At 57.5% G+C, this 15,968-nt stretch carries 13 protein-coding genes and 1 riboswitch; of the genes, 5 read left to right on the top strand and 8 right to left on the bottom strand.

Annotated features, from left to right (window positions below):
* Positions 1-46 precede the first annotated feature (46 nt).
* The 5 genes from rpiB to spoIIR form a co-directional block, all read right to left on the bottom strand.
* A complete protein-coding gene (gene rpiB / locus BN2684_RS00885; RefSeq protein WP_058300300.1) occupies positions 47-505 on the bottom strand; it encodes a ribose 5-phosphate isomerase B in 459 nt (152 codons plus the stop codon).
* Between the two features lie 121 nt (positions 506-626).
* Positions 627-704, bottom strand: a riboswitch (ZMP/ZTP riboswitch).
* Between the two features lie 62 nt (positions 705-766).
* Complete coding sequence (locus BN2684_RS00880; RefSeq protein WP_058300299.1) at positions 767-1,342, bottom strand: low molecular weight protein arginine phosphatase; 576 nt, start codon at positions 1,340-1,342, stop codon at positions 767-769.
* A gap of 171 nt (positions 1,343-1,513) precedes the next feature.
* Positions 1,514-2,068, bottom strand: a complete 555-nt coding sequence (locus BN2684_RS00875) for a manganese efflux pump MntP (protein ID WP_058300298.1) — start codon at positions 2,066-2,068, stop codon at positions 1,514-1,516.
* Positions 2,069-2,490: 422 nt separating this feature from the next.
* A complete protein-coding gene (locus BN2684_RS00870; protein WP_058300297.1) occupies positions 2,491-3,687 on the bottom strand; it encodes an L-threonylcarbamoyladenylate synthase in 1,197 nt (398 codons plus the stop codon).
* A 206-nt stretch (positions 3,688-3,893) separates the two neighbouring features.
* Positions 3,894-4,652 carry a stage II sporulation protein R gene (gene spoIIR / locus BN2684_RS00865; protein ID WP_108722139.1) on the bottom strand — a complete coding sequence of 253 codons (759 nt, stop codon included), beginning with the start codon at positions 4,650-4,652 and terminating at the stop codon, positions 3,894-3,896.
* A gap of 387 nt (positions 4,653-5,039) precedes the next feature.
* On the opposite strand from spoIIR, the gene BN2684_RS00860 reads away from it, so the two are divergent.
* Positions 5,040-6,635: an ATP-binding protein gene (locus BN2684_RS00860; protein ID WP_058300295.1), complete on the top strand. Its 1,596-nt coding sequence runs from the start codon at positions 5,040-5,042 to the stop codon at positions 6,633-6,635.
* 296 nt (positions 6,636-6,931) lie between these two features.
* Here BN2684_RS00860 and prmC read toward each other — a convergent pair whose 3' ends face one another.
* From prmC to ychF, 3 genes are all read right to left on the bottom strand, one after another.
* Complete coding sequence (prmC, locus tag BN2684_RS00855) at positions 6,932-7,798, bottom strand: peptide chain release factor N(5)-glutamine methyltransferase (protein ID WP_058300294.1); 867 nt, start codon at positions 7,796-7,798, stop codon at positions 6,932-6,934.
* A 34-nt stretch (positions 7,799-7,832) separates the two neighbouring features.
* Positions 7,833-8,900, bottom strand: coding sequence for a peptide chain release factor 1 (gene prfA, locus BN2684_RS00850; RefSeq protein WP_058300293.1), 1,068 nt, complete (start codon positions 8,898-8,900; stop codon positions 7,833-7,835).
* A gap of 89 nt (positions 8,901-8,989) precedes the next feature.
* Positions 8,990-10,090, bottom strand: a complete 1,101-nt coding sequence (ychF, locus tag BN2684_RS00845; RefSeq protein WP_058300292.1) for a redox-regulated ATPase YchF — start codon at positions 10,088-10,090, stop codon at positions 8,990-8,992.
* A 439-nt stretch (positions 10,091-10,529) separates the two neighbouring features.
* Between ychF and BN2684_RS00840 the strand changes: the two genes are divergently transcribed.
* The 4 genes from BN2684_RS00840 (at position 10,530) to BN2684_RS00825 (ending at position 15,859) form a co-directional block, all read left to right on the top strand.
* The gene (locus tag BN2684_RS00840; RefSeq protein ID WP_058300291.1) at positions 10,530-11,198 is read left to right on the top strand and encodes a response regulator transcription factor; all 669 of its coding nucleotides are present in this window, start codon (positions 10,530-10,532) and stop codon (positions 11,196-11,198) included.
* Positions 11,199-11,564: 366 nt separating this feature from the next.
* Positions 11,565-13,403, top strand: coding sequence for a methyl-accepting chemotaxis protein (locus BN2684_RS00835; protein ID WP_058300290.1), 1,839 nt, complete (start codon positions 11,565-11,567; stop codon positions 13,401-13,403).
* Between the two features lie 17 nt (positions 13,404-13,420).
* Positions 13,421-13,855 carry a chemotaxis protein CheW gene (locus BN2684_RS00830; RefSeq protein ID WP_058300289.1) on the top strand — a complete coding sequence of 145 codons (435 nt, stop codon included), beginning with the start codon at positions 13,421-13,423 and terminating at the stop codon, positions 13,853-13,855.
* 6 nt (positions 13,856-13,861) lie between these two features.
* Positions 13,862-15,859, top strand: a complete 1,998-nt coding sequence (locus tag BN2684_RS00825) for a chemotaxis protein CheA (RefSeq protein ID WP_058300288.1) — start codon at positions 13,862-13,864, stop codon at positions 15,857-15,859.
* Positions 15,860-15,968 lie beyond the last annotated feature (109 nt).

Here is a 15,968-nt window from a genome sequence, read left to right as displayed (position 1 = left end):
CTTCTCCTCCTCTGCTCAACCGAACGATTGCAGCGTCGATTCCCGATTACGGATGAAGGGCGGATGCCCCTTCCAGCTTGGACACCTTGCCGATCCGACCTTGATGCCGTTCGCCCTGCGAGAATTCCGTCTCGAGCCATACGCGGAGAATTTCCTCCGCGACTCCCGGACCGATCACCCGCTCGCCCATGGCGAGAACGTTCGAATCGTTATGCTCCCGCGTCGCTTTCGCCGAGAAGAGATCGTGAACGAGCGCGCAGCGGATGCCGGGGATCTTGTTGGCGGCGATGGTCATGCCGATTCCCGTTCCGCAGATGAGAACGCCCTTGTCCACGGCTCCCTCCGTCACCTTGCCGCACACGGCGGCCGCGTAGTCGGGATAATCGACCGAATCCGGTCCGTTACAGCCGAGGTCGAGCACGTCATGCCCAAGACTTCTGGCTACCTCAGCCAGCTTGTTCTTGAGACCGAAGCCGGCGTGATCGGCCCCCATTGCGATTTTCATGCAAGCTTTCCCCTTTCTTCTCCATCCGGAATTTCTACTTATTATACCCGAACCGCCCCCTCTTGGCACGAACTCCACATATGAAAAAAGAGCCCGCCCGCACATAAAAATGCGCAAGCGTTGCTCTTGCCCAGGCGGCCGGCCGTTCTCCGAAGCTTCACCGTGGTATCCCACTATGCCGCCAGTCACTTCGGAGTCGCAATGTTTGTCTATATAGTAGCGGGGTTTGCCGTGTTTGTAAAGCGGCCCTCCGCCTTCGTTCTATTCCTTCTTCAGCTTGGCGATCAACCGGCTGAGCGCACTCTCGATGTCGCGCGCGCAGATGCGGTAATCCTCCAAGGTTCCCCCGAACGGGTCGGGGATGTCCTGATCCTGCGCCAAGCTTTCGAGAAACAGCGCGCGTTCTCTCTCCGCCTTCGACAGCGATTGGCCGAGAGAATGCCGGGTTACCAGTTCAACCAACTCGCGGTCGGCGTTCGCCTGCTCTTCCTGCAGATCGCCCCCGGCGTATTCCAGGAGGGTGTAGATCTTCCCTTCGGCTGACGGAAAACGCGAGAGCACCTGGTTCTTGTGCCGGGTGGTCATCGTCAGAATCAAGTCCGCCTCTCGAACGAGCGGTTCCCGTACGGGCTGCGAATGGAGGCGGCCATCCACTCCCTTGTCGGTGAGCACCTTCTGGGAATGGGAGGATATCGAGCTCCCTTCCATGGCGGCGACCCCTGCCGATTTCACCTCAATCGACAAGCCTGCTTCTTTTGCCATCTTGCGTAAAAGGCCTTCGGCCATCGGACTGCGGCACGTGTTACCGGTGCAGACGAACAATATGGTTTTCCCCATGAAAGTGGTCTCCTTTCCGAAGAAATCGGGTGATTCCTTCATTATACCTTAAAAGAAGACGGTTAGGGAAACGGCATCCGGTAAGTTCCTGCCGACTCCCCCATTTTTGTGCAGGAGTCCCCGCCCGAGAGTTATCAACAGCACGGTGAAGCCCGTGAATCAAGCGGAACCCTAGAACAGAAATCGCAGCCCGAACGTGAGCAGAATCAACCCTCCGAATGCCTCTCCGTAGCTGCCCACCCACTCTCCGACCCGGCGGCCGAGGAGGAGTCCGCAGATCGACATCAGCCCTCCGAAGGCTCCGAAGAGCAGAACCGTCAAGATCAGATCCGAAGCAAACATCCCGAGCGATACCCCCACCGAAAACGAATCGATGCTGACGGAGAAGGCAAACAGCATCATCCCCCAGGTGGAGCGATAATGGATCGTGTCCGATTTATTTTTTTGCAGGGAGTTGTAGATCATGTGTGCGCCAAGCAAGACGAGAAGCGCTCCGCCCGCCGATGCGGCCACATCTCCGAGCAGCTCCCCCACATAATGTCCCGTGAAGATCCCGATCAGGGGCATTACCACATGGAAAATGGCAATGATCACGCTCAGCTTGAGCACGTCGAGCAGACGGATTCCCCGAAGCCCGATGCCGATGCCAAGAGAAAAGGCATCCAGTCCGAGAGCAAACGCCATCAGGATGATCGTAAACCATTCTCCCCACTGCGCGGTATTCATGCTCCACTCCCCTTTTGCAGGCTTGTCCCCAAGCGGCTTGGTCCGTCCGCTTCCCCGTATGTGCCAATCCCCGAAAAATCAGCGCTCCGGACCCGATGCGCCGGAACAAGGAAGCGTCGTAGTCTCTGCGTCCAAGCTTCCTTCTCATGGATATGCGATTGGAGAGGAAAACATGTCCGAAAGCGAAGACGGGCCAGGACACAGGTAGTCGTGGTATCAAACCGTTGAAAGGAACGAAACGGACGATCCTAGCTGTTTGAGCCACTGGGGATCCACTCGTTCCGAAAAAAAACAGCAATCGGTCTCCGAAGAGACGGATTGCTGTCCGCTGCGTTTCTTATATCTATTAGCGCAAGACTTCCATATCGCAAGGATTCCCTATCAGAAGGCTCGCTTGTCACAAGGCGAGCTCCATGCCTTCTTTAGGCCTTCGGCCCATCCAGCCGGACCATCCGGCCGCCCGCCGCCTTGCGCAGCCGGTTCATCACGGCGGCGCCGATGCCCTCCTCGCTCACACCTTCGGCGAGGATATACGTAGCGCCTGCTTCATCGAAGCGCCGGAGAGCCTCGTACAAGCCGTAGGCGAACGTATCCGGCTCGGCCTCGCGGCCGAAGACTTCGACCACATCAGCGGCATATCCCGCTGCGCGCTCTTCCGCCGCGAGCACGCCGGTCCGCTCACCTGCTGCTTTCCGCAGCGCGAGCTCGTCGTTGATCCAAGTGGTGCGCCGCTCGGAATCGCTTGCGAGAACGAGCGTGAGCTTGCCCTTCGGCGCGTAATGCGTGTACTTCATGCCCGGCGCTTTCGGCGCGTCACCTGCGTCTGCATTGGATGCCGCATCCGCTATGGAGCGAGCGTGCTCTTGCTCGGGCCGCTCTTCTTCGGCGGACGGGGCAAGCGCAGCTTCCGCGTTCATCGCCGCCTGTGGATCGGCCCCGGCCGTCACTTCCCCGGCCTTCGTAACGATCGCGCCGGGAACGGCGCGCCGGAGCTCCTCCGCGCTCACGCCGCCCGGGCGCAGGATGTGGATGCGGCCGGGGCTTGCTTCCACGACCGTCGACTCTACGCCGACGCCGGTCGGACCGCCGTCCACGACCCCGGCGATGAGTCCGCTCAGGTCGTCCAGCACGTGGGCGGCCCGGGTCGGGCTGGGCCGCCCGGACCGGTTGGCGCTCGGCGCGGCAAGCGGGCACTCCGCCGCTTCGATGAGCGCCAGCGCCACCGGATGATCCGGCATGCGCACCCCGACGGTCGCGAGGCCCGCCGTCACGCGCGGGGACACCGCGCCCGGCAGCACGGGGAGGATCAGCGTCAGCGGCCCCGGCCAGAAGGCATCCATAAGGCGCTGCGATAGTTCGTCCGGTGGAGAAGTCAGGCTTTGAAGCTGGGCTTTGTCCGCGATATGCACGATAAGCGGGTTATCCGCCGGCCTTCCCTTTGCCGCGAATACCCGCTCCACCGCCGCCGTATCGCCGGCGTCCGCTCCAAGCCCGTAAACCGTCTCCGTGGGAAACGCTACCGGCTCGCCATGCCGCAGCCGTTCAGCCGCTTCCCGGATCACCGGATGGTCCGGCCGTGCTTCGGCGGGATGTACCTGCCACAATTGCGTCATCTTCATTCCTCTTTATCTATAGGAGGATTCCCGTTCGTTCGGGCCATTCCACCGCAGTTTTCATGTCGTTGCCCATTATAGCGCGTCTCCCCCGAGAAGTCACTTCAAGACCTCTACCTCGTAGGCCCTGGCTACCCACACAAGCGCCGCTCCCAGCCATCCTTACAAACTCCAGCTTTCCAGCGAGTGCCGCCTTCGCACAGCGCCGTTTTTTACCGGAACAGCCCTTTGATCCAGCGCCCCAGATCCTTCAGCGCCTCCCAAACAAAGAACTTCGCTTTCGGTGCTTTGCCCGCGCCGTCCTCGATTGCAGCCTGACTTCCGCTTTCGCCTTTTCCGTCAACAGCCTTCCCTTTGCTCACAACGGCTTTTTTCCCGCTCTTGGCTTTCTCTGCGCTATCCGCGGCCTTGTCATCCGCAGCTTTCTTCGTCAGAACCGCTTTTTTCAAAGCCACTCCGTCCTCGTCCTTGGCCACTGCATCGGCAAAGCAAAGGGGAGGAAACAGCACGCACCACCAGTTCTGTCCTTCGCCGTTTCCGAGCGTAATGCGGAGCGCCTCGTATTCACCTGCGGCATAGAGCCGCGAACCGAACATCTTATCCGGGAACTCGACCTTGCTGAGCTCCACCGAATAGCCGTAGGCAAACCCCCGCGATTCTAGCAAGGAGCCGACCAGCGCTTCTATCTCGGGCAGATGGCTGCGGATGGCGACGCGGGCGGCAGCTAGATCGGAAGGTGATGCCACCCACCCGGTCAGTTCGGTCGAAAGCCGATCCCGGATCACGCGCTTGATCGCCTGATCGCGGATCGTATCGGAATTGGCAATGATGCGGATGCGAATCGACTCGCTCGGAATCCCCGCTTGTCCGAAGGCAGCGTCAGCCTTTTGTGTCTGCCAATTAAGAAGAAGCATCGTCAATGAAAAAAAGAGAAGTGCGATAACCCGATTGTTCGCCCGTTTCACCATCATGTTCACGCCCCGCTTCATCAGGATCATAGCCTCAGTATGGCCAGGGGGCGAATCTCTTAAACGTGTCTCTAGCATTTTTCTCGCATCGTGATTTGATAGAATTTCCACCTACTCCTGCAGCATGATCTGCTTAGCCGCTCTCTGCTTCAACTGTTTAATGGTCCTTCCCACTCTTACTCCGATTGCTTTGCCGCCGACCTCTTCTTCTGCTTCTTCCCCATTCGAGATCCGCTTCTCTTTTCACAGTTTCGGACACGCAACTGGCACTCGCTCCCTCTGGGTTCGCGCTAGCTTTAGGCCTGTTGGCGTAAGCCTTCCTGGTCATTATGTGATATGATCTTGGCAAAGACGGCAAGGAACAGGCTCGCCCGATCGGAGGCTTCAGGAGTGCACTGGTATAAAACCTTTTTCGCGAACATCTGCATACTGCTTACGTTGACGTATCTGGCCAGTGTCTTCAACAAGTACCTGCTCCAAGGCTTCAGCCGGAGGACGCGGCAGCTCCTTTTTGCCCTCGCAGCAATCGGCGGCGGCTGGATCTCGATGTTTTTCGGGCTTCCCCTTGCGGACCAGGTCCGGTTCGACCTACGGTTTGTTCCGCTGATCATTGCGCCGATGTTCGTCGGGCCCTCCTATTGGCTCCTCGTGATCGGGGCCGGAATCGGACTGTCGCGCTTGACGTTTTCCTTAAGCCCCGCCTCCTGGGTGGGGTGCATGAACATGGTCATCCTGGGCCTGCTCTCCGCCGCTCTTCATGAGTGGATGAAGAACAAGCCCTTCACCTTTTGGCAAAAAAATCTCTGCTTCGTGCTCGCGATCAATGGGATGAACGTGATCGTCATCGCCCTCTTCGGAGTGATTCCTGCCTGGGAGTATCTCTCCCATATCGCGCCGCTCACGTTCCCGATGAGCGTACTCCTCAGCGCGTTTTTCTCTCTTTTGCTGCGGGATTTTCAAATGGAGTACCGCCGTCTGGAGCATCTGCGCGAAGCGAACCGCGAGCTCGCCGTTCAATATGAGATTGCGCAGGACAAGACCGACGAGCTGGTCAGGACGACCGCCGCTCTCGAGGAGCATGCCCGCATGCTGCAGCTGAGCAACCAATACAAAAGCGAGTTCCTGGCGAACATGTCGCACGAGCTGCGCACACCGCTCAACAGCATGCTGATCCTCTCCCAGCTGCTTGCGGAGAACCGCAACGGAGCGCTGCCGCCGGAAGAGGCAAGCTACGCCGAGATGATCTATTCCTCCGGCAATGACCTGCTGCGTCTGATCAACGAAGTTCTCGATCTGTCCAAGGTAGAGGCGGGTCGCCTCGAAATGGTGCAGGAGGCCGTCAATTTGACGGAGCTTCCGCAGATTCTAGAACGGAATTTCCAACCTCTCGCTCAGCAGAAGCCGATCGCCTTCAACCTCGACTACGAACCCGGTCTTCCGGATCTGATCTATACCGATGGGCAGCGACTGCAGCAAATTCTGATGAACCTGCTCTCCAATGCCTTCAAATTTACCGAAAAAGGCTCGGTCGCCTTCTCCATTCAGCGAGTAAGCCGGGACGATGTTCTGGAGGCATTCCGCATTCATGCCGAGCGCATGCCGGAGGAGCTGCCCGAGATGGGCTTCTTCGGCTCCTTCTTCGAAACGAACCCGGCTGTCGTCGCCCGCATTCAAGGGCGTCCGCAGCCGGACAATCCGGGGGGCGGTTCTTCGGAAGAAACAGACAAGCCTCTGCCCGACTGGCTGGCCTTCACTGTGCAGGATACCGGCATCGGCATTCCGGAAGACAAGCAGTCGCTTGTCTTTGAAGCTTTTCGCCAAGCGGACGGAACCACGAGCCGGAAATATGGCGGGACCGGACTCGGCCTCTCCATCTCGCGGGAGTTCGCCAAGCTGCTCGGCGGCTTCATCCTCCTCGACAGCGAGGTGGGCCGAGGCAGCCGGTTTACGCTGTATTTGCCGTATCGAACGGAGCCTGCCGAGTAAGGCGGGGAGCGGGCTTGCGCTGTAGCTGTAGCTGTAGCAGCATATCGCGCGGAATTGGCTGAGCAAGGCCGGCCTTCACCCTTTCATCCCTTCACCATCACTAGTCGCGTCTTACGTACCCTGCTGTAGAGGCAACCCCCATTCATGCCAATGAGCTTCTCCCGCTGGTCATATTCTATGCACAATAAAGAAGAGCTTCTCCCCTGCCCTTGAGCGTCGGCAGTGGGAGAAGCTCTTTCTGTAAGGGGGTCCGATGAGGAGGCAGGCGTCTCCGGAATAGGAGACCCCCGCTTCCCTCAACCTCTTCCCGCGAGAACATGACGCGGAATTCCCGCGTAGTCCGGAACGATCTCGATCCATTCGAAGCGGCCGGTGGCCCGCATGAGCTCCGCCACCTCGTCGGCCTGGCCCTGTCCGACCTCGAAGCCGACGAGTCTCGGCCACGCCGGAAGCTGAGCGAGCTGCTCGGCCATCCTCCGATAAGGCGTAAGGCCGTCCGAGCCGCCGTCCAGGGCGAGCAACGGTTCATGCTGCCGCACCTCCCGCTGCAGGCCGGGAATATCCGCCGACGGAATGTACGGCGGATTGGAGACGAGAATGTCCGGCGCGAGGCCGGACTCGATGACGGGCAGCAGCAGGTCGCCCTGCAGCCAGCGGATTCGCTCCGCCGCGCCGTTCTGTTCGGCGTTAGCCTGTGCCACCGCGAGCGCCTCCGGCGACAGGTCGACGGCGGCCACCTCCCAGCCGGGGCACTGGACCGCGGCCGCCGTCCTGTCCGCGCTCGCGACCGGCTCAGCTCCGCCCGGCGGCCACATGCGTTGCCCGTGGCGGACAATCGCCTCCACGAGCAGCTCCGTCTCCGGCCGCGGAATGAGCACCGCCGGGCTGACGGCGAAGGGGAGCCCGTAGAATTCCTGCTCCCCGACGATATACTGCAGTGGCTCTCCTGCCGCCCGGCGCTGAAGCAGCTCCTGCCACCGCGCCTCCGCTTCCGGCGGAAACGGCTCAGGAAAGCGCCACAGCAGCTCGGCGTCAGGGATGCCGAGCTGCAGAGCGAGCAGCCGCCGGGCGCTCGTCTGGGCCTCATCCACTCCGGCCGCTGCTAAAAAAGAAGAAGCCTGAACATAGGCTTCCCGAAGGGTTCTCCCATTCGTGTTCGTCATGTCCAGACTCCTCCTGATTCCAATGGTGCCGCCATTACTCGGCTTTATCCAGCAGCTCGGCTTGAACCGCAACCGTGAGCGAGCCGATGATTTCATCCAGGTCGCCGTTCAGCACGCTGTCAAGCCGATGCAACGTAAGCCCGATGCGGTGATCCGTCACCCGGCTCTGCGGGAAGTTGTAGGTGCGAATCCGCTCGCTGCGGTCGCCGGTTCCGACCTTGCTCTTGCGCTCGTCGGCATACTTCGCCTGTTCTTCCTGCAGGAATTTGTCATAGATTCGGGCGCGCAGCACCTGCAGCGCCTTCTCTTTGTTGGAGTTCTGCGACTTGCCATCCTGGCAGGTGGCGACGATTCCCGTAGGCACGTGCGTGACGCGCACGGCCGATTTCGTCGTGTTGACGGATTGCCCGCCCGCCCCGCTGGAGCAGAACGTATCGACGCGGATGTCGCTCTCCTTGATGTCGATCTCGACTTCCTCCGCTTCCGGAATGACGGCCACCGTGGAGGTGGATGTATGAATCCGACCGCCGGATTCCGTAACCGGAATGCGCTGCACCCGGTGCGCTCCGCTCTCGTACTTCAGCTTGCTGTAAGCTCCCTTGCCGCTGATCATGAACACGACTTCCTTGAAGCCACCGAGATCGTTCACATTCGTGTCGAGCACCTCGACCTTCCAGCCCTGCCCGTCGGCATACCGGGTGTACATCCGGTACAGGTCGCCCGCGAAGAGGGCCGCTTCGTCGCCGCCCGCCGCTCCGCGAATTTCCACGATGACGTTCTTGTCGTCGTTCGGGTCCTTCGGCAGCATGAGCACGGTCAGCCGCGCCTCCAGCTCATCCTTCCGGTCGCTCAGCTCGTCGACCTCCAGCTTCACCATCTCGCGCATCTCGTCGTCGAGCTTGTCGTTCAGCATCTCTTTGGCCGCTTCCAGCTCTTCGCACACATTCTGGTACTCCCGGTAAGCGTCATTCGCCTCCTGGAGATCGGATTGTTCCTTCGAGTATTCTCTCAGCTTGGCGGAGTCGTTCGCCACATCCGGATCGCACAGCAGCTCGCTTAATTTCTCGTAACGGTCCGCCAACGCTTGCAGACGGTCCAGCATGATGGTTCCCTTCCTTTCTCATTGTAGGGTTGAACGCGTACTTGCTGAATACGGATCACATCGGTTCTGTTCCTCCCCACCTTGCCTTGCTATACATTAAAGCGGAAGTGCATGACATCGCCGTCCGCTACGACATAATCCTTGCCTTCCAACCGAAGCTGGCCTTTTTCTCGTGCCGCCGCCATGGAACCGGCTGTGGTCAGATCCTCGTACGAGACAACCTCCGCCCGAATGAAGCCGCGCTCAAAGTCGGTATGAATGACCCCTGCGGCTTGCGGCGCTTTTGTCCCTTGATGGATCGTCCAGGCGCGAACCTCCTGCACCCCGGCGGTAAAATACGTATACAGCCCGAGCAGCTTGTAAGCCGCCCGGATGAGCCGATTGAGCCCCGATTCCGCAAGCCCCAGCTCCTGAAGGAACATTTCCTTGTCCTCGCCCTCCAGCTCGGCGATTTCGGATTCCACCTTGGCGCTGATCGGGACCACCTCGGCCCCTTCAGCGGCTGCGTATTCCCGCACCTTTTGCACAAAGGGGTTCTCGTCGGCATTGCCCGCTTCCGCTTCGCTGACATTAGCCGCATAAACGATCTGCTTCAGGGTGAGCAGCGGCATGTCGCGGATGAGCAGTTTCTCTTCGTCCGTCATCTCCACGCTGCGCGCCGGCTTGTCGTTGTAGAGAGCTTCCTTGATCCGCTCGAGGAGCTCCACTTCGCCCGCGTACTTCTTGTCTCCGCCCTTCATGTTCTTACGGGTGCGGTCGATTCGCTTCTCCACCGACTCCAGGTCGGCCAGGATCAGCTCCAGGTTGATCGTCTCGATGTCGCCGATCGGATCGACCTTGCCCGAGACATGTGTGATGTTCTCGTCAACGAAGCAGCGAACCACATGCACGATCGCGTCCACCTCGCGGATATGGGCGAGGAATTTGTTGCCGAGCCCTTCGCCCTTGCTCGCGCCCTTGACGAGACCGGCGATATCGACGAATTCGAACGCGGTCGGGACGATGCGGTTCGGACTGACGATCTTGGCCAGCCCATCCAGCCTTTCGTCCGGTACTTCGACCACGCCGACATTCGGGTCAATGGTGCAGAACGGATAGTTCGCCGATTCGGCTCCCGCTTGGGTAATCGCGTTAAAGAGGGTCGACTTTCCAACGTTCGGCAACCCTACAATTCCGGCTTTCAATGCCATCTATAGAACACTCCTTGTCATCTGGAAGAGTACATCCTTTTTATTATACAGAAAAAGCCTGCAAAAGCATAGAGGAGCCTCGCTCCATTCCAGCACCCCCCTGTTTTTCCCATGTGTGATGTTTGTTGCCACGCCAAATCTTATGGACTATAATTTGTAAGGGACTTGTGGAGAGACATGAGCTTACTTTTTCATCGAGCTGCGGATGTTCGCTCCCAATGTTCGCTTCTTGTGATTGTTCGCTCTAGAACATTCGTTTCTCATAGGAAAGTCCTCCTGACTCGGGAGGGCTTTTATGTTCATCCTCCCCGCAAGAAGCGGCATCCCCTTGTTTCCGAATCGAACTGCACCCTTCGATCCGTTTGTTCCTATCTGACAAAGCAAGAGGGAGAAATGCCATCCTGACAAGGTTTAAGTCATCCGAGAGGTGTGTACGGCCATGCGCATATTGATTGCAGATGATCATGAGATCCTTTGCAACGGTCTTTCCCTATTATTAAAAACAGAACCGGATATGACGGTAGTCGGCACTGCGAAGAACGGCAAGGAAGCGGTTGAGAAAACGATTGAGCTCGCACCCGATATCGTGATTATGGATATTCATATGCCCGTTATGGATGGCTTGACGGCAACCAAACTCATCAAAAAGACGGTGCCCCAAGTCGAGATCCTGATTTTCACCGCTCTGGACGGTCCGGACGACCTAAGAAAAATTCTCGACTCCGGAGCTTCGGGCTATCTGCTCAAGACCTATGGAGATCAGGACCTGTTTACCGCCATCCGATCCGTTTATAACCGCTCCCCTTACCTGTACCCCCATGCCATGAAACACATGATCCGCCGGAACCGTCCCCTGTTGAACGGACTGATCAATCCCCCCGAACCCTCACCAAATCCGGAAACCAAACCATCCTTGACCTCCCGGGAGCAGGAGGTATTGTTCTTCATCACAAGGGGTTATTCCAACAGGGAAATTGCCGAAGAGCTCTCCATATCGGTCAAGACAGTGGAAACGTTCAAGAGCAAGATCATGAACAAGCTGCAGCTGTTTTCCCGGCATGCTCTTGTTGAGTATGCGGAGAAATCCGGATATTTTCGCGATCCCTAAGCAGACGAAGCCCCGATTTCAAACGAAGACGCCCGAGGAAAGCTGCCGGCGTCTTTTTCTTTATTTGCGCCCATTTCCCTACTTGATCCCCCCTCGGCTTCTGCCCCTTTCGACCTAATTCCCTTACGGGAATCTCCCCTCCCTCATCAGACTTTGTTCATTGACTTAAGGAACTTCCCTAATTGAAAGGGAAGTAACCTCATGAAATAATTTCCTATAATCCATAATTCGACAAAAACTTTAGTCGCATGGATCTACAGCCAAAAAGGAGGGGCGGCTTCACGGTCGGAAGTCAGTACGTCTTTGGTCGGATTCAGGCATGTCTACAGAAGGAGATTTTCACACACGTATTGGAGGAATGGACAGATGAAACTCACGATTCAAACCCGGTTGATCATCGCTTTTCTTGCTGTTTTAATTCTGCCCTGCTCTGCGATCGGTTGGTTTTCCTACCGGAAGGCGGAGACCGCTGTAACAAACCAAATCCAGGACAATGCGGAAAAGAACGTTCAATATGTCGACAAGCAAATCTCCGATCTGGTCGCGGGCAGCCTGTCGGATATGGACTACTTGGCAAAGTCCATCAACGGAAGCATGATCCAAGGAGAGCAAAGCCCGGAAATCCGCAAGGTTCTCGACGCGTACATAGCGGTAAATTCGCAATATGATTCTGTATCCTATGCCAGCAATGCGGGCCTTATGGTCCTATCGCCGGATAAGAAGATGGAAGCAGGGTTTAACGCCACCAAGCGGCCCTGGTTCATCAACGCCACGGAAAAGAAGGGAACCGCCGTCGTATCCGATCCCATTGTCTCGGCAGACGGTTCCGGCAACGTCATTGTCACCACCTCTAAAACGACCGATGACGGTTCAGGGGTTGTAACCGGCGCATTGGATTTGACTTGGCTCGCCCAACAGATTAACTCCTATAAGATCGGCAAGTTGGGCTACGTCTTCGTCGTCGACGCGGACCGGAATTATCTCGTTCATCCCACGAGGGAAGTGGGGACCCCTAACACGCAATCCTATATCGACCAACTCTATTCAACGGATAGCGGCACGATCTCGTATACTGTTGACGGCTTGCCCAAAAAGGCCGTGTATGTTACGAATCCGGCCACCGGCTGGAAAGTTGTCGGAACCATTGAAGTATCGGAGATCAATGACGCTTCCCGTGGCATCCTGAATACGACGCTAATCGTCCTCGGAATTTCCGTTCTCATAGGAGTCATTCTCGTCCTCTGGATTATCCGCTCGATCTCTGTTCCGCTCAAGAGGTTGAACGAAGCAACGAAACGAATTGCGAACGGTGATTTGACGGAAGACATCGTGACGAAGTCCCGTGACGAGCTGGGACAGCTGTCTGATTCCGTCAATGAGATGATGCACAAGCTTCGCGATCTCATCGGAGGAGTCATTCATTCCTCGCAAAATGTCGCGGCCGCTTCGCAGCAAATCTCCGCCACCACCGAACAGATCGCTTCCGGAAGCACGGAGCAGGCCAATGCTGCCTTAAATATGCAGGAGCTGTTCCGCGAGCTGGCGGTAGGCATCAACCTGGTTGCTCAGAATGCGGAAGCGGCGGCGGATCTCGCTACTCAATCCACCACCATCGCAGGCAATGGCGGAATCAAGATCAATCAGTCGATCGACAGCATGAACCAGGTCAACCAGCAGATGAATCATCTCGAGGAAGACTCCAACCGAATTGGCGAAATCATTGAAGTGATCGACGATATCGCGGAACAAACCAATCTTCTCGCCCTCAATGCCGCCATCGAGGCCGCGCGCGCCGGGGAGCAAGGTCGAGGCTTCGCCGTCGTGGCCGATGAAGTGCGCAAATTGGCCGAACGCAGCAGCGACGCAACCAAGCAGATTACCACCATCATCAAGGGCATGCAGGAGAACACCCGTAAGAGCGTACTCGCCGTATCGAATGGGATGAAGCAATCCGAGGAAACGGGCAGCGCGTTCGAAGAGATCATCAAGACGATTAAAGAAACCGCGCATAAAGTGGATGAAATCGCCGCCGCATGCGAAGAACAAGCCGCCCAAACCGGTGACGTACTGCAATCGATCGAAAGCATCTCGTCCGCAAGCCAAGAATCGGCGGCCGCTTCCGAAGAGACGGCAGCCACCTCGCAATCGCTCGCCCAATTGGCCGAAGGGCTGAACCAAGCGGTCTCCATCTTCAAGGTCAACTAAGGAAAGGGGGCCCAGCCATGCATGCTGCGGGAACGGAGCAGTACATCGAATTCAACATGGAAGAAGAGAAGTACGCCATTCCGATCCATGACATTAATGAGATCATCAAGGTTCAGACCATCACCCCCCTTCCAAATACACGGCACTATGTGAAGGGCGTCATCAACCTTAGAGGAAACATCGTACCGGTCGTCAGCCTGAGAAGCCTGTTTTCCTTTGCAGAAAAGGAGTTTACCAAGCTGAGTCGAATCGTAGTCGTCCATCACCGTGCCGAAACGGTCGGCGTCATTGTCGATCGGGTGAATAGGGTCACCACCTTCTCCGAGATTCAACCGCCTCCGGAGCAGGTTGGAGGCAGAGACGGCAATCTATTCACCGGAATCGGCCTTGCGCCAAACGGATTGATCGGCATCTTGAAGCTGGAGCAAGTCCTGCTTCATGAACAGGGGTGAGCCTTCTTGAATTCAGAGTTCAAAGCCGCCTTTCTTGAGGAGCTGGAAGAACAATTGCTGCTTATGGATAACGATATATTGAAGCTGGAGCAGGAGGGAGAATCCGAAACCGTCGTTCAAAGCCTGTTCCGCATCGCCCATACGATCAAGGGCTCCTCCGCCGTCATGGGCTATGAAGAGATCATGCGCCTCACCCATGCGATGGAGAACCTTCTGGAGCGAGTGCGGAACAAGACCCTCCCGGTCACTCTGGAGCTGATTGAAGTCCTGTTTCGAACCATGGACGGGCTCAAGCACGCCAGGGATCAGATTGTGCTGGGGGTCCCTTCCCCCGTCGATCTGCCCAGCTTGATTCGCGAGCTAAACGATTACTCCGCTGCCCCTGTCGCTGCTGTCCGCAGCGCCAGAAGCCAGGAGTCTCTCCCCGATATGCGATTGAAAGTGAATGAAGCCCGCGAGCAAGGGTTTCAAGTCTATTGGATTCATGTCCAGATCTCTCCCGATTGCCTCATTAAGGGGGCAAGGGTCTACCTGATCTCTTCTAGGCTCAGCGAGTGGGGCGAGGTGCTTCTGTCCAATCCGGACGTCGAAGAGATCGACGAGCTGAGCTCGGGAATCTTGGAGGTCGTCTACCTCTATTCGGGCATCCAAGGCAAGTCCGAGCTTGAGGCTTCCCTGCGCGATCTGACCGATGTCGTTCGCGTCAAGGTTGATACGTACGGGGAGCAAGAATCGGAGGAGGAAGAGCAAGCTTCCTCCCCTTCGGAGCAGCCGGCTCCCCCTCCCGCATCGGCTGCCGATAAAAACAAAAACCAATCGGTGCGCGTCAATGTAGAACGACTCGAGCAGCTGATGAATCTGGTGGGAGAGCTCGTCATCGACCAAACCCGCATCGCACAGGTCAAACGGATGCAAAAGCGGCACCTTACCGCCGAATCGGTGGACGAGCTGGAGCAGGTGTCCGATCACTTGTCCCGCATCATCGGCGATCTTCAGGAATGCGTGATGAAGGCCCGCATGTTCCCGATCGATCAGCTGTTTAGCCGCTTTCCCCGCATGGTTCGCGATTTGGCCCGCAATTTGGGGAAAGAGGTCAAGCTGGTGATGGACGGGAAAGACACGGATCTGGATCGGACGTTAATCGAAGAGATCACCGATCCGCTCGTTCATCTGGTTCGCAATTCGCTGGATCATGGCATTGAAACGCCGGAGAAACGAGAGAGGGCCGGCAAGGAGCGCAAAGGCACCCTGAGGCTTCGGGCCGCCCATGAGGACAACCAAGTCATCATTTATGTGGAGGATGACGGGGCGGGGATCGATCCAGCCAAGATGAAGAAAGCTGCTCTAGAGAAGAAGATCATTACGGCGGAGGAAGCGGAACAGCTGACGGAGCAGGAAGCGATCCGCCTCATCTTCCGTCCCGGCTTCTCGACGGCCGCCCGCATCAGTGACATCTCCGGTCGCGGAGTGGGAATGGACATCGTCAAGAGCCATATCGAGAAGCTGAACGGGTTGATCGATATCGAAACCGAACTGGGCAAAGGGACCCGCTTCAAGATCAAGCTTCCGCTCACGCTCGCGATCATCGTCGGCTTGCTCGTCAAGCTGGGCAAGGAGACCTTCATCATCCCGATGAGCAACATCGCCGAGATCGTCCGCGTCGCGCCCGAGGACATTCAGAGGATTAAGGGACAGCCTGTCATTCTGCTGCGCAATCAGGTGATTCCTGTCGCCTGGATTCACGAGCGCTTTCAGATCGCCAGAGCCGAGGATTCCAAGCGCCAGATTCCCTTGGTCATCGTCGGATCGGCGGAAAAACGGCTGGCTCTGGCGGTAGATGAGCTGCTGGGCAATCAGGAGGTCGTCATCAAATCTTTGGGCAGTTATATCGGAAGGGTTCCCGGAATTGCCGGGGGAACGATATTGGGTAACGGGAAGGTGGCGTTTATCCTCGATATCTCCGGCGTCATCCAAATGGCCGGGACGCAGGAGCCGGTCTTGTAGCCGCGCGAACCTTCCATTCTTCCCCACTTCTTCCCTGTTCTTCACCGTTCGAACTTTCTACATCTTTTCCTGTTCGAATTGAACGAAGCCGCTGCCTGGCAGGCAGCGG

This window comes from Gorillibacterium timonense, assembly GCF_001457415.1.
Taxonomy (GTDB): Bacteria; Bacillota; Bacilli; order Paenibacillales; family NBRC-103111; genus Gorillibacterium; species Gorillibacterium timonense.
This window is presented reverse-complemented; position numbering and strand designations above follow the sequence as displayed.